The organism is Sphingobacterium sp. IITKGP-BTPF85, assembly GCF_001006065.1.
GTDB lineage: Bacteria > Bacteroidota > Bacteroidia > Sphingobacteriales > Sphingobacteriaceae > Sphingobacterium > Sphingobacterium anhuiense.
Map to the genome: position 1 here is coordinate 51,300 of NZ_ASZT02000002.1, position 13,345 is coordinate 64,644.

Genomic DNA, 13,345 nt, shown 5'->3' on the forward strand with positions numbered 1-13,345 from the left:
ATAATCTTGTCTTAAACCTACGACGGCATCAAATTTTCATTTGGACTGAAAGTATATTCTACAAAAGCACCGGAAACAGTTTCTTTTCTCTTAAAATTCTGAACATCCAGATATAACTCATCATAGTTATCATAATTTACCGAAGCTCCCACACGGTATTTGTGAGCTACAGTTCCGAGAACATCTTGAAATATCAAATTGGCATATCCATTCTGTTGTTCACCATTATAATTTTTTAGACCAAAATAACTTTTTTGATTATAGTTTGAACCTGCAAGTTGTAGACCTATACTGCGGTGTCTGTTTTCTGGAAATACATAGCCGATTTTAGCAAAACCTTCGATTCTTTCAATATCAAAACCTAGACCATATCTATTGGTAGTTCCTTTATCTGTTTTTTTGTTAAAATCTGTTTGACCACCTGTACGGTCATCATTTAAATATTTAATTCCAAACTGTGCCATGAAGCCTTTTCCGTTTTCGTAGTTCCAACGGTTTACTCCGGAAAAGAGGTTTCCAACAGGGATATCACGAAAACCGTTATCACTGAAATTCATTGTTTTATTATACATGAAATTATCATGTAACAGGACAGCGGTAGACCAATTGTTGTTTATTTTTTGAGCTAAATTTAAGTTTACATCTGTTCTTCCCATGTTGTTTGCATAGGCATTGAAATAAAGTCTGTCCGAATTTTGAGGTTTTTTAAGTTCAACATTAATTTGTCCAGCCATGTTTTCATATCCATTTGCAACAGAACCAATGCCTTTTGCAATTTGAATAGATTCGATCCAGCTTCCAGATATCGAATTTAAACCTAGTGGGCTGCTAAGCCTCTAGGGCCAGGTAAGTTCTCTACAGTAAGCTGTGTATATATACCGCTTAATCCTAGCATTTGAATCTGTTTAGAACCTGTTACAGCATCATTACTTACGACATCAACAGAAGCATTTGTTTCGAAACTTTCACTTAAATCACAACATGCAGCTTTAAATAGTTCTTTAGTTGTTAATACCTCTACACGTGCAGGATTCATTCGATTGATGAAGTTTGATCTTCTGCTTCCTGTTACTACCACCTCAGATAAGACATTGCTTTTTGCGTTTATCATCAATACTTCATGCAAGTCTTTTATAGTAATCGTATCCGATTGCATACCTGCAAAACTCACAACGATCTTCTTAAAATTTCCATGATGCTGTAATTTGAAAACACCATTTTCATTTGTTCTTGCATTTTTGCTTTTATCTTCTAACCAATGGATATTAACACCTGTGATTGGATTGAGGTCTCCTTTTTCATTTTCTTCAACAACTACGCCCGTTAAAATGTGGTTGTGATCATGATGATCATCTTTCTTTGCTTTTACATCCGTAATTTTACCGTTTTCCATTCTCGGATATAAACAACATTCATGTAATTGTTCATATACATGATCATCGGCACGTACATTGTCTACATCGTGTCCAACGGCAGCAATGCTCTTTTTTATTTCTTCTAAAGGTGCTTTTTGATGATTATGTTTTACTACCAGCTCTTTTGTGTTCACATCCCAGATTGCTGATGTAACACCATTAATAGTTGCCGCAGTTTCGATTCTTTTTTTACATAAAGCACAGTTTCCTGCTACATGCATAGTGGTTGTGCTATCAACAGAAACGGTTGTTGTAGCACTACTATTGTTTGTGGTAGCACTAACTGTTAATGGCGAAGCTTGAACTTTTTCTAATCTAGGATATAAGCAGCATTCATGTAATTCGGCATATGCTTTATCGTTTCCTCGTACATTCTCAACATCATGTCCAACAGCCGCAATGCTTTTTTTAATCGTTTCTAATGTTGATTTTTTAGCACTATATGTTAAGGACAGCTTCTGGGTATCTTCACTCCACACGGCGTTCGACACACCCGGAAGATTGGCTGCTTTTTCAATACGTTTTTTACACATACCGCAGTTTCCAGCGACATGTAATGTGACCGTACTGTCTTGTTTAGCAATATAAGAAGTGGCTTTCAGCGAAGTATTTGCAAGAAAAATAAATAGGGGTATAAGTGCGTATTTTAATATTTGTTTCATGATTTTTTTAAAATTTTGAAATAGTAGTATACTTCAGCTTTTATCGCTAAAGTGTGACCTTGGTTGTCTTTAAAAGACCTATTAAAAAATTTAATAATCAGATTCTGAAGTTACAGTTTATCAAATAAGGAGAAATATCAGTTGCCGATATCGGTTTATTTGACGCGAAAACACATTTGGAATTGGCAATGTTTTCAAAGTAGTTTTGATTTATAATAATCCAGTTTAATACCAGAATGGCTGGACTGATAACCGGATAAACCTTTGCACTATCCGATGAAAAATGATTGTCGTCGACGTTTTTTAAATCGACAGAAACATTTTTACATTTATTATCTTCAGTTGATTTATGCTCTTCCGAAACAGGAGTTTTATGGCAGGCATCATTTTTTTTGCATAATGCACATTCTGCATGTGAGGCCTCGTCTTTATTGAGGGAGATGGATTGCGTTTCTCCATGACAAAAATGAAAGTACACAGTTGCACTAGTCGCCGTAAGGGAATAGTGAAAAATCAAGATAAGTATGATCAACTGTTTCATTTCGACAAAGCTAATAAACAACTTGCTCTCTTAAGCATTCTTGTTGTCATATTATTGCTACAATTTTTGTTCAGTTAGTAGAAGTTTATAAAAATAGTCCTTGATGGAGCAAGGACTATTTTTTGTTTTAACCTTTTATTGATTTAATAAAATTAGGAATTTCATCTAAGTAATTGTCCTTCGTTAGTAGTTTCATAAATGCTGTACCTATAATAGCTCCTGTGGCAAACGATGTAGCTTGTTCAAAAGATTGTTTATTTGAAATGCCAAATCCGATTGCAATTGGATTTTCAAGCTGCATATCTTTTATTCGCTGAAAGTAAGCTGTTGTTGTGTCTCCTACATTCAGTTCTGTCCCTGTAGTTGCATTAGAGGAGAGCAAGTAGATAAAGCTATTGGAAAGTTTATCAATCTTTCTAATACGTTCTTCTGAAGTCTGTGGGGTCACTATAAAAATATTGGCAACGTCATTCTTTTCAAATGTATCTTTATAAAGTTCTTCATATTCATACATCGGTAAGTCCGGTACAATTATTCCGTCAATACCCACCTTTTTGCAGTCAGCACAAAAGCGTTCCACACCATATTGTAATAAAGGGTTTACATAACCCATTAAAAACACGGGAATGGTCACATGCTTACGTAACTCTTTCAATTGTTCAAAAAGAATTTCTACTGTCATGCCATTCTTTAAAGCAACCTCGGAGCTATGTTGAATAGTGGGGCCATCGGCAACAGGATCTGAATAAGGGAAACCGATTTCTAAAAAATCAGCACCTGATTCCTCCAGCTTTTTGGCAATAGTTACTGTGCTATCAAGTGTTGGGTAACCAGCAGTATAATATATCGATAAGAGACCTTGATCCCCTGTTTTTTTTATTTTTCTCATCGTTTAAAAGCCAAAATATTTCATGTAATTGTCCAGATCCTTATCTCCGCGTCCTGACAGACAGATGACCACAGTATCATCTGGTTTTAAATCCATTTTTTCTAGGTATGCTAAAGCATGAGCACTTTCAATAGCAGGAATAATTCCTTCCAGTCTTGTGAGCAACAATCCTGCTTCCATTGCCTCTTTATCCGTCACGCTCACATAATTGCCGCGTCCGGATTTAAATAACCAGGCGTGCTGTGGACCAATTCCAGGATAGTCTAATCCCGCAGATATGGAGTATGGTTCTATAACCTGTCCATCTGGAGTCTGCATCAGCAATGATCGGCTCCCATGTAATACACCTTCTTTTCCAAGTGCCGTTGTTGCGGCAGACTCGCCAGAATCAACACCCAATCCAGCAGCTTCTACAGCAATCAGCTTTACTGATTCTTCATCTACAAAGTGATAAAACATACCTGCAGCATTCGATCCTCCACCTACACATGCTATTGCATAGTCAGGATTGGATTTGCCTGTTTTTTCTAAGAGCTGTTTTTTTGTTTCTTCAGATATGATAGACTGAAAACGAGCAACCATATCTGGGTAGGGGTGAGGCCCTACTACAGAACCAATGATATAATGTGTGTCAACGGGATTGTTTATCCAATCTCGTAAAGCTTCGTTAGTAGCATCTTTTAAAGTTTTGCTTCCCGATTGTGCTGGTACTACTTGTGCTCCCATCATCTTCATTCTGGCAACATTTGGTGCTTGGCGCTCAATATCGATGGCGCCCATGTAGACCACACATTCTAATCCTTTTAATGCACATACAGTAGCAGTAGCAACACCGTGTTGCCCAGCTCCCGTTTCAGCTATGATCCTTTTCTTTCCTAGTCGCTGTGCAAGTAAGATTTGACCAATTGTATTGTTTATTTTATGAGCACCTGTATGATTTAGATCTTCTCTTTTTAAATATATATTACTCCCATATTTCTCGGATAGACGGCCTGCATAGTATAAAGGTGATGGTCTACCGACATAATCTCTTAGAAGTTGATTAAACTCTTCCTGAAAACTGGGTTCTTGAATAATATCTAAATATTTTTGACGTAGTTCTTCTACATTAGGGTATAGCATTTCTGGAATGTAAGCACCTCCAAATTGACCATAATATCCTTTTTCATTAACCTGGTACTTGCTCATAATTCATGTTTTTCAATGTCTGTTCTAATAATTCTACATTTTTTATTCCTGACTTAAATTCAAATTTTGAATTTAAATCGAGACCGTATAAACGAGGATCGGAAATCTGGCTTGCCTCTCTTATATTTTCAGCACTTAAACCACCACTTAAAAAATAGGGTTTCTCTAATGGGTAGTTCCTCAATAAATCCCAGTCAAAGTGTATTCCCGAACCACCATGGTTACTAGTCTTAGTGTCAAATAAAAAATAATCAGCAACCGATTCGTATGCGTTGAGAGATTGCCAATCAAAGTTTTCGTCAATGCCAAAAGATTTGATGACAAGAATATCTTTAGATTTTAACCTAAGACAAAAATCAGGATCCTCATGACCATGTAACTGAATTCCGGCTAATCCGTAATCACTGATTTGTAGAATTTCCTGCTCGCTGGCATTTACAAAAACACCTATTTTTTTTATTCCTGGGATTGCCTTTATAAAATGGGCATCCAAAGCACTGACATATCGTTTTGATTTTTCATAGAAAATCAAACCCATATAATCGATCGGTAATTTAATGAGATCTAACATATTATCCAGATCTTTCATGCCACAAACTTTAATTTTTAAGCTCATGTTATTTATTTATAAGTTTTTTGAAACTATTGAATGCTTTTCCGCTTTTAAGTGATTCTTCTGCTTCGGCCAAACAAGCTGCAAATGTTTTTTGCGGATCAAATGTATTGATAGCAAAGGCAGCATTTGTAAGTACTACGTTATTTTGAATGTCATTGCCATCATTGCTAATAATTTTCAAAAATGTGTCTGCCGCTTCATTGATTGTTTCCCCACTAGCTAAAGAAGCTGGTGCAACAATATCAAAGCCAAGTTCAGGAATACTGTAGTATTTTTCTCCAGCATTGGTTATAACTTTGAAATCACCTGTAAGTGATATCTCATCGTATCCATCCAGTGCATGTATAATCGAATATTGTTTTACTGAATCTTGATAGAGGTATCCATACAATCTTGCAAGCTCTAGACTAAAAACACCTACGGATTGAAATTTTGGATTCGCAGGATTTGTCAAAGGGCCTAGCATGTTAAAGAATGTTTTAACGGCCAACGCTTTTCGAATAGGTGCTACCGTCTTCATCGCAGGATGAAATAAAGGGGCATGTAAGAAGCAAATGTTAGCCTCATCCAGTTGTCTGTTTAGCTCGCCTTTATCGTTTGTAAATTGATAGCCCAAATATTCCATAACATTGGAAGAACCACAGCCCGATGAGACGCCGATATTACCATGTTTAGCGACATGATAACCTGCTCCAGCTACAACAAAAGATGCTAATGTAGAAATGTTGAAAGTGTTTTTTCCATCTCCACCTGTACCACATAAATCGATTAAATCATAACCGCTGAAGTCAAGCTGAAGACATAGATCGTACATCGCATCTCTAAATCCACCAAGTTCTTCCACACGGATACTTCGCATGCCGTAAGCTGTCATGAATGCAGCGATCTGATGGCTATCATATTTGCCCTCTGTGATATTGATGAGGATATCATAAGCCTCTTTTCTGCTGAATGATTTATATTCAAATAAATGCGCTAATATTTTTTTCATGGTATTATTAAAATAAAAAAAGGCTTACCTAAAAAGGCAAGCCTACTATTTTGATGTATAGATAAATCTAAGCAATAGTTCTTTGCCACAACAGTTTAACTGTTATGCCACCACCAAGACTTATTTAATACGTTTATATTCATTTCTTTATTGTAATAGCAAATATGGTTGATTATTTTAAAAAAAGCAAGTGATTTAGTGAATAATTTTAATATGTGACAAAATGTGCTAAATTATTTCCTTTTGAGACTAAAGTAAAGGATGCAATTTTGTCTGCTTCAAGATAAAGGGATACAATTAGCCTGTCTTTTATTTTAAGAAAGTAAATGTTCGACGCATTTTTTCCTTCTAAGTCGATATCCCTAGTTTCCTTTTTAGGAAGCTGATGATAGTTGAGATACTGAATTTGACTAATATCTTTCATCTGTATATTGAGACGGACTTCGTTTAGACTTGCTTCGAGATATTCAAAATATTCATCCGTAAGCTTTTTGTTGATGATGATGTGCTGACTTAAGATCACATCTGTAGCAATATTGGGGTCATTAAGAGCAGTGACAAATTTTTTCACAATAACCAAATTGGAATCAGGAACTCTGTTTTCCTGTGCAAAATTAATATTGGGAACCAGAAATGCCAAAAGTATACATGCACTTTTAAGATATGTTATCATATAGTGATAAGACTGCTATTTAGTGAAAAGGATTAAATCGTATAAAAAATGCCTTACAATTCAATGTAAGCATTTATTAATACTCGTCTTCGTTAAAGAAGAAATCATCCTTTGTAGGATAATCTGGCCAAATTTCTTCTATATTCTCGTAAGGCTCACCGTCGTCTTCTAAATCTTGTAAATTTTCGATTACTTCAACAGGAGCACCAGAACGAATACCATAGTCGATTAATTCATCTTTTGTTGCCGGCCAAGGGGCATCTTCTAAATGTGAAGCTAACTCTAATGTCCAATACATAATAAAAACAGATTAAGTTTTCAATTTTCGCAAAAATATAATTTAATTTGTCTTTAGCAAGTTATTTGTCATTTATTTTTTTATTATCAATTTAAGTGGTTGATATTCAGTTTGAAAAAATACACTAGCGTTGTGCTCATCTTTCTAAATATTTTCAAAATCATCACCTTTTTCTTCTAATGCTGATAGTCTTGGAGAAACGGATTTGATATCTGTATTTGGATAATCAGCTTCTATAAGTCCATCTCTCATGCGGACGATTCGATGTGCATGCTGTGCAATATCTTCCTCGTGAGTTACCAATATGATGGTATTTCCCTTAGAATGGATTTCTTCTAAAAGCCCCATGATTTCGATAGAAGTCTTTGTGTCAAGATTTCCTGTAGGTTCATCCGCAAGAATAATGGATGGATTGTTTATCAATGCACGGGCAACTGCTACACGTTGGCGTTGACCACCTGATAACTCATTCGGACGATGATCAACACGATTTCCTAATCCGACACTATTTAAAGCCTGTGTTGCTTTTTCCTCCCGTACACTTTGCTTAATCCCTGCATAAATTAATGGAAGTGCAACATTTTCCAATGCTGTGCTTTTGGGTAAAAGGTTGAATGTTTGAAAAACAAATCCAATCTCCTTATTCCGAACTTCAGCCAGTTCATCATCTGTCATATCACTGACATTGATGCCATTTAAAATATAATCACCATAATTAGGAGTGTCTAAGCAACCTAAAATATTCATTAATGTTGACTTTCCAGATCCAGATGGACCCATTAAAGCTACAAATTCACCTTTCTTTATATTTAAAGAAACAGATTTTAACGCATGAATAGTCTCTGTTCCTATTGTATATTGTCGAGCGATCTCTTGAATTTCAATTAATGTTGCGGAAGCCATAGCAAACTTGTTTAAATTTGGTGCTCAAATTACAATTTATTCTGCAATTTCCAATGTGAAAGCATTTTATTGTAAACGTAATTTTCTAAGTCAGCAGCATTTTGTTCATCATAATTATCTGTATTAATCGGAGCAAATACTTGCACTTTTACGATGCCTGGATGCGATCCTAATTTATGACCGTCATCCCATAAAATTTCCCAGGCATTTTCAATGACAATCGGATTATTGGAATATTATTCTCAATTGCCAGACGAAATGCACCAGATTTAAAAGGATGTATAGTAGGTGGATACTGCTCATCAATTTTTCCTTCCGGAAATGGCAAGAGATTTTCCCTCCTTAAGCATTTCATTAGCCTTTTTAAAAGATCTGAAAGAAGCCATTCTGCTCTTACGATCTACAGGGATATCAATTGTTTTAAAAAATATGCGTGTTACGGGGTTTTTCAATAACTCTGCTTTTCCAATAAAACTAATAGCTTTCTGGGATATAAAAGTCATCGCCGTGATGTCTAGAACGGAAGTATGGTTGGCACAGAGGATATAAGGTTTGGACCAGTCAATTTTTTCTTCAAACTTTACGCGGTAAAAATACCGGCACCATATGAACCGATGAGGCTCATCCATCTCCTGAGATACGCGATTTGATTATAGTTTTTGGATGCATTTCTTGCATATAGCCATATGATGGGAAAAAGACAACAGAATACAATAAAAACACTGGCAAAATAAAAATAGCGATGCAGTTTCTTCAGAATTTTAATCATTCAATAATATTTTTATACAAGATAGCTTTTCGTAAGGAGAGCAACATAATAAAAAAGGGGTTCAAATTAGCGAACCCCTTTCTGTATTTTGTGCAGGTAGTTATTTACTTAATGCAGCATAATATTTATGAAACAAAGGAATAGTTGAAATACCTTTAAGATAATTTTCAATACCATATTTCTCGTTCGGAGAATGTAGGTTGTCACTATTTAATCCGAAACCAAGAAGGACAGTTTTTAAGCCTAAAACTTCCTCAAATAAGGCTACAATAGGAATTGAACCTCCGCCGCGGGTTGGGATAGGTTTTACCCCAAATGTGTCCGTTAATGCTTTCTCAGCAGCTTTGTAAGCGACACTATCAGTTGGAGTTACAACCGGTTCGCCACCATGATGCGGTTTAACTTCGACTTGTACATTTTTGGGCGCAATTGCTTCGAAATGTTTTTTAAATAAGTCTGTAATGCGCTGTGAATTTTGATTTGGAACTAATCGCATCGAAATCTTGGCATATGCTTTTGAAGGAAGTACAGTTTTTGCACCTTCACCAATATAACCTCCCCAAATACCGTTCACTTCTAAAGTCGGACGAGTACCTGTACGTTCAATTGTTGAATATCCTTCTTCTCCCCATAGCTCTTGAACACCTAAATCTTTTTTATATGCTTCGATTTCGAATGGCGCTTTATTAAGTTCATCGCGTTCTTCCTGAGATAGTTCGACGACATCATCGTAAAATCCTGGAATGGCAATATGATTGTTCTCATCATGTAGAGATGCAATTAATTTTGCTAAGATTGTAGCTGGGTTTGCAACTGCGCCCCCGTAAACACCAGAGTGTAAATCTCTATTTGGACCAGTTACTTCAACTTCAACATAAGATAATCCTCTTAATCCAGTTTCTAAAGATGGAGTTTCCAGACTGATCATCGATGTGTCAGAAATAACAATTACGTCAGCTTTTAATTTTTCTTTATTTTCTTTTACAAAAGTTCCAAGGTTAGCAGAACCAACTTCTTCTTCTCCCTCGATCATGAATTTAATATTGCACGCAAGTGCATTATTTTTCATCATATATTCAAATGCTTTTACATGCATATAGAATTGTCCCTTATCATCTGCAGAACCACGCGCGTAAATTTTACCATCACGTACTGTTGGCTCAAACGGTGGCGTATCCCACAATTCATATGGATCAGCAGGTTGCACATCATAATGTCCATAGGTTAATACCGTCGGTAAAGCAGGATCGATAATTTTTTCTCCATATACAATCGGATTACCCGCTGTTTGACAGATTTCTACATGATCTGCGCCAGCTTCCTTTAACTTTTGTGCTACAAATTCTGCCGTTTTTTCGATATCACCTTTAAATTTTGGATCAGCACTTACTGACGGAAGACGTAATAAATCAAACAACTCATCTAAAAATCGTTGTTTGTTCGCCTCAACATATTCTTGTATAGTTTGCATAGTATGAATGTATTTAAAACAAAAATAGGTAAAACATTATAATTTCACCTTGGTAATTATGGTTTTAGAGGCATAATTAAAGGATTTAAAAAAAAGTTATAAAAAGTTGTAACATTTCTATTGAAAGCCTATCTAATAGGGGTAACTATGCAATATATTTGTGCAGTTTTATTAACCAAAGTGATAATTATAGTTTTTAGATGAAAAGAAAAACGATTTTCCATTTGTTGTTGCTATTACCGATGCTTGTGAGCTTTTGCTTTGCTCAGAGTAAAATTCAAGGTAAAATTAGTGATGCCAAAGATCAGCAGAAGTTGTCAAATGCAACGGTCATGCTCTTGAGTGCCAAAGACTCTATTCTTTTAGATTTTACCAGATCTGATGAAAATGGTAATTTTTCGTTAAATACACCCGTACAAAGTGAGGCAGTACTTATTGTAAGTTATCCCAAATATGGAGACTATTATACCGAAATTTTACCAAATCAAGATTATTCAGCATTAAAGGTTGGTTTGACAAGTACAGCGCAACTTTTACAAGAAGTTATCGTAACAGGACGCATTCCGATCACTATTAAAGGAGATACTACAGAATATGATGCAGGTAGCTTTAAAGTGGAAAAAATGCTAAAGTTGAAGATTTATTGAAAGTATTGCCGGGTATTACGGTTGATGCATCGGGAAAGATTACTGCACAAGGTAAAACTGTGAAAAAGGTTTTAGTAGACGGTGAAGAATTCTTTGGCGATGATCCGACATTAGTGACACGTAACATACGTTCAGACATGGTTGATAAAGTGCAGGTCTACGAAAAGAAATCAGAACAAGCAGAACGTACAGGAGTGGATGATGGTCAACGAGAGCAAACGATTAATGTTAAATTAAAAGATGGAGCCAAAAATGGTATGTTTGGTAAAGCGCTAGTAGGTGGTGGAACAGATAAATACTACATGGGGCAACTGATGGTTAATAAGTTTAAAGGTTCGCAAAAAATATCAGCTTATGGTCTATTTGGTAACAATGGTACTACGTCGATGAATTGGCAAGATGCAGAGAAATATGGGGGCGATTCCGGAGTAAGTTATGGTGACGATGGATCGATGTCTTGGTCAAGTTTTACCGACCCATTCTCTGGCCAAGGTGTAATTGGTGTCCCAAGAGCAATTAATTCAGGCATTAACTTTTCAGACAAATTTGATAAAAACAAGCATAACGTCAATATCAACTATAAATATGGTCGTATCAGTAGTGATGGTCAAGATGAAACTTTGATGAGTGGTCTTATCAACAGCCGTACTGTAAAGACAGTAGATACGGAAAATGATCAGCATCGTGTCAATTGGAAATACGATCTTAACTTTGACTCCTTAAATACATTGACAATTCGTGGAGGAGCATCGCAAAAGAACCTTTGGTCTGATAATAAGCGCGAAGCGTACCAATTTTCTGAAAAATTGGATACAGTAACAAATGAAAATACAAGAGAAGTTGCGGACAATAAGGTTAAAGCATTTAATTTAAGTGCGTTGTTTACTCATAAATTTAAGAAAAAAGGAAGATCATTGACATTTAGTGGAGAGACAAGGAAAGATGAAACTACTGGAGAAGGAACACTTTTTTCAACAGTAAGTAAATATAAGGTTAGTACTGACACTACAGATCAGCGGAAAAAGAGGGAACAAAATGTAACGACAAGTCGTGCATCTTTAACCTATACAGAACCATTGTCTAAAGTCTTAAATATGTCAATTGGTGGTGGAATCGAAAGTAATAAAAGTTCTTCTTTGGTGGAATCTTTTAATAAAGGATCTGGAAAATATGATGTGCTAGATCCTGATTTTAGTAATAATTATGATTTCAATAGAACAAGCAGTAATTATAAACTGGCATTCGGTTATACAACGGAAAAGTTAAGATTAAATTTTACGAATAGTTTCAATAATGATGATTTAGAGCAACGGAATAACGATACGAAAGAACAGTTTTCCAGAAACTTCTTCACTTATAATCCGTCATTAGGTGGTGGTTATTCATTTACTAAAAGTAAGCAGTTGTGGTTTAATTACAATGGACGTAATCAACTACCTGCTTTAAATCAAATCCAGCCGATACTTGATAACTCAGATCAATTGAATCGCTATATTGGGAATGAGAATTTGAAACCATCTTTTAGTCATAATATAAACTTAGGTTATAATACATTTAAGTTATTGACAGGAAGTTATGCATATGTAGGAGGGAACGTAAATGTTGTAAAAGATCCTATTTCACAGAACATCACTACTGCTAATGGTATAAATACCTACGAATGGAATAATATAATAGGAAAAACTAATCTGTCTGCTAATTTTTGGTCCGGTTATTACTTTAAGTTGAATAAAAAATTGGGATTGAGTAACTCGCCACAATTATCATTGTCAACATCGGAAAATTATAATTTCTTCAATGGTGAACTGAATAAAGTAAATACAACCAATTATAATTTTACTTACACGTTGACTCGTGATACAAAAACCGGGCTAAACTTTAATATTAATCTAAGTCCACAATACCGTGTTATGGAGTCTAACTTACAGCAAAATACAAACAGTAATGGTTTTGTATTCGGTTCCTCTGGAAGTGTAGAATACTTTTTTACAAAAACACTTAAGGTATATACCAACTACGATTATACTTACGAGGCAGCAACGAAAGCGTTTGACCAGAAGTTTGATCAATTTTTACTTCATCCAGGAGTTAGTAAGAAATTCTTGAAAAATGAATCTTTGATTTTAGATTTTACAGTTAATGATGTTCTGAATCAAAATAAAGGCTTTAGCAGATCGGCCTCAAGCTCTGTATTTACGCAAAGAAGATATGATACGATCAGACGTTACTATATGTTAAAGCTATCATGGGATTTTACAAAAATGTTTTTATAAGATGAAACA

At 35.4% G+C, this 13,345-nt stretch carries 15 protein-coding genes; 2 read left to right on the forward strand and 13 right to left on the reverse strand.

Annotation, left to right across the window (positions count from 1 at the left end; all coding sequences use genetic code 11):
* Positions 1 to 17 precede the first annotated feature (17 nt).
* The 13 genes from L950_RS31375 to L950_RS00575 all read right to left on the reverse strand — a co-directional run bounded on the left by L950_RS31375 (position 18) and on the right by L950_RS00575 (position 10,416).
* A complete protein-coding gene (locus tag L950_RS31375; protein ID WP_021188814.1) occupies positions 18 to 734 on the reverse strand; it encodes a hypothetical protein in 717 nt (238 codons plus the stop codon).
* A gap of 83 nt (positions 735 to 817) precedes the next feature.
* Positions 818 to 2,077, reverse strand: a complete 1,260-nt coding sequence (locus L950_RS31380; RefSeq protein ID WP_021188815.1) for a cation transporter — start codon at positions 2,075 to 2,077, stop codon at positions 818 to 820.
* 97 nt (positions 2,078 to 2,174) lie between these two features.
* Positions 2,175 to 2,618: a hypothetical protein gene (locus tag L950_RS00530; RefSeq protein ID WP_021188816.1), complete on the reverse strand. Its 444-nt coding sequence runs from the start codon at positions 2,616 to 2,618 to the stop codon at positions 2,175 to 2,177.
* Positions 2,619 to 2,745: 127 nt separating this feature from the next.
* A complete protein-coding gene (gene trpA, locus L950_RS00535; RefSeq protein WP_021188817.1) occupies positions 2,746 to 3,507 on the reverse strand; it encodes a tryptophan synthase subunit alpha in 762 nt (253 codons plus the stop codon).
* 3 nt (positions 3,508 to 3,510) lie between these two features.
* On the reverse strand, positions 3,511 to 4,695 hold the full coding sequence (gene trpB / locus L950_RS00540; RefSeq protein WP_021188818.1) for a tryptophan synthase subunit beta: 1,185 nt from the start codon (positions 4,693 to 4,695) through the stop codon (positions 3,511 to 3,513).
* On the reverse strand, positions 4,676 to 5,311 hold the full coding sequence (locus tag L950_RS00545) for a phosphoribosylanthranilate isomerase (protein ID WP_031287606.1): 636 nt from the start codon (positions 5,309 to 5,311) through the stop codon (positions 4,676 to 4,678). The genes trpB and L950_RS00545 overlap by 20 nt, the downstream gene beginning before the upstream one ends.
* Before the next feature lies 1 nt (position 5,312).
* Positions 5,313 to 6,302, reverse strand: a complete 990-nt coding sequence (gene trpD / locus L950_RS00550) for an anthranilate phosphoribosyltransferase (protein ID WP_021188820.1) — start codon at positions 6,300 to 6,302, stop codon at positions 5,313 to 5,315.
* Between the two features lie 208 nt (positions 6,303 to 6,510).
* On the reverse strand, positions 6,511 to 6,975 hold the full coding sequence (locus tag L950_RS00555; protein WP_021188821.1) for a hypothetical protein: 465 nt from the start codon (positions 6,973 to 6,975) through the stop codon (positions 6,511 to 6,513).
* Between the two features lie 76 nt (positions 6,976 to 7,051).
* The gene (locus tag L950_RS00560; RefSeq protein WP_021188822.1) at positions 7,052 to 7,273 is read right to left on the reverse strand and encodes a DUF2795 domain-containing protein; all 222 of its coding nucleotides are present in this window, start codon (positions 7,271 to 7,273) and stop codon (positions 7,052 to 7,054) included.
* A gap of 144 nt (positions 7,274 to 7,417) precedes the next feature.
* Positions 7,418 to 8,176 (reverse strand): ABC transporter ATP-binding protein, encoded by a 759-nt coding sequence (locus L950_RS00565; protein ID WP_021188823.1) that lies wholly within the window; start codon positions 8,174 to 8,176, stop codon positions 7,418 to 7,420.
* 169 nt (positions 8,177 to 8,345) lie between these two features.
* Positions 8,346 to 8,531 (reverse strand): 1-acyl-sn-glycerol-3-phosphate acyltransferase, encoded by a 186-nt coding sequence (locus L950_RS36960; protein ID WP_231576734.1) that lies wholly within the window; start codon positions 8,529 to 8,531, stop codon positions 8,346 to 8,348.
* Complete coding sequence (locus L950_RS31390; protein WP_231576735.1) at positions 8,479 to 8,805, reverse strand: lysophospholipid acyltransferase family protein; 327 nt, start codon at positions 8,803 to 8,805, stop codon at positions 8,479 to 8,481. The genes L950_RS36960 and L950_RS31390 overlap by 53 nt, the downstream gene beginning before the upstream one ends.
* Before the next feature lie 240 nt (positions 8,806 to 9,045).
* Positions 9,046 to 10,416 carry a dipeptidase gene (locus tag L950_RS00575; protein ID WP_021188825.1) on the reverse strand — a complete coding sequence of 457 codons (1,371 nt, stop codon included), beginning with the start codon at positions 10,414 to 10,416 and terminating at the stop codon, positions 9,046 to 9,048.
* A 200-nt stretch (positions 10,417 to 10,616) separates the two neighbouring features.
* Between L950_RS00575 and L950_RS31395 the strand changes: the two genes are divergently transcribed.
* Both L950_RS31395 and L950_RS00580 read left to right on the forward strand, forming a co-directional pair.
* Positions 10,617 to 11,063 carry a carboxypeptidase-like regulatory domain-containing protein gene (locus L950_RS31395; RefSeq protein ID WP_231576736.1) on the forward strand — a complete coding sequence of 149 codons (447 nt, stop codon included), beginning with the start codon at positions 10,617 to 10,619 and terminating at the stop codon, positions 11,061 to 11,063.
* Positions 11,060 to 13,336, forward strand: a complete 2,277-nt coding sequence (locus tag L950_RS00580; RefSeq protein ID WP_231576737.1) for an outer membrane beta-barrel protein — start codon at positions 11,060 to 11,062, stop codon at positions 13,334 to 13,336. Before L950_RS31395 ends, L950_RS00580 begins: the two co-directional genes overlap by 4 nt.
* The last annotated feature ends 9 nt before the right edge of the window (positions 13,337 to 13,345 follow it).

What these genes read in the sequence shown, in the direction of transcription:
- L950_RS00545 (WP_031287606.1), bottom strand. Translation starts at nt 5,311, where the DNA reads ATGAGCTTAAAAATTAAAGTTTGTGGCATGAAAGATCTGGATAATATG.
- L950_RS31375 (WP_021188814.1), bottom strand. Translation starts at nt 734, where the DNA reads ATGGCTGGACAAATTAATGTTGAACTTAAAAAACCTCAAAATTCGGAC.
- L950_RS00565 (WP_021188823.1), bottom strand. Translation starts at nt 8,176, where the DNA reads ATGGCTTCCGCAACATTAATTGAAATTCAAGAGATCGCTCGACAATAT.
- trpA (WP_021188817.1), bottom strand. Translation starts at nt 3,507, where the DNA reads ATGAGAAAAATAAAAAAAACAGGGGATCAAGGTCTCTTATCGATATAT.
- L950_RS36960 (WP_231576734.1), bottom strand. Translation starts at nt 8,531, where the DNA reads ATGAAATGCTTAAGGAGGGAAAATCTCTTGCCATTTCCGGAAGGAAAA.
- L950_RS31395 (WP_231576736.1), top strand. Translation starts at nt 10,617, where the DNA reads ATGAAAAGAAAAACGATTTTCCATTTGTTGTTGCTATTACCGATGCTT.
- L950_RS31390 (WP_231576735.1), bottom strand. Translation starts at nt 8,805, where the DNA reads ATGGATGAGCCTCATCGGTTCATATGGTGCCGGTATTTTTACCGCGTA.
- L950_RS00555 (WP_021188821.1), bottom strand. Translation starts at nt 6,975, where the DNA reads ATGATAACATATCTTAAAAGTGCATGTATACTTTTGGCATTTCTGGTT.
- trpD (WP_021188820.1), bottom strand. Translation starts at nt 6,302, where the DNA reads ATGAAAAAAATATTAGCGCATTTATTTGAATATAAATCATTCAGCAGA.
- L950_RS00575 (WP_021188825.1), bottom strand. Translation starts at nt 10,416, where the DNA reads ATGCAAACTATACAAGAATATGTTGAGGCGAACAAACAACGATTTTTA.
- trpB (WP_021188818.1), bottom strand. Translation starts at nt 4,695, where the DNA reads ATGAGCAAGTACCAGGTTAATGAAAAAGGATATTATGGTCAATTTGGA.
- L950_RS00560 (WP_021188822.1), bottom strand. Translation starts at nt 7,273, where the DNA reads ATGTATTGGACATTAGAGTTAGCTTCACATTTAGAAGATGCCCCTTGG.
- L950_RS00530 (WP_021188816.1), bottom strand. Translation starts at nt 2,618, where the DNA reads ATGAAACAGTTGATCATACTTATCTTGATTTTTCACTATTCCCTTACG.
- L950_RS31380 (WP_021188815.1), bottom strand. Translation starts at nt 2,077, where the DNA reads ATGAAACAAATATTAAAATACGCACTTATACCCCTATTTATTTTTCTT.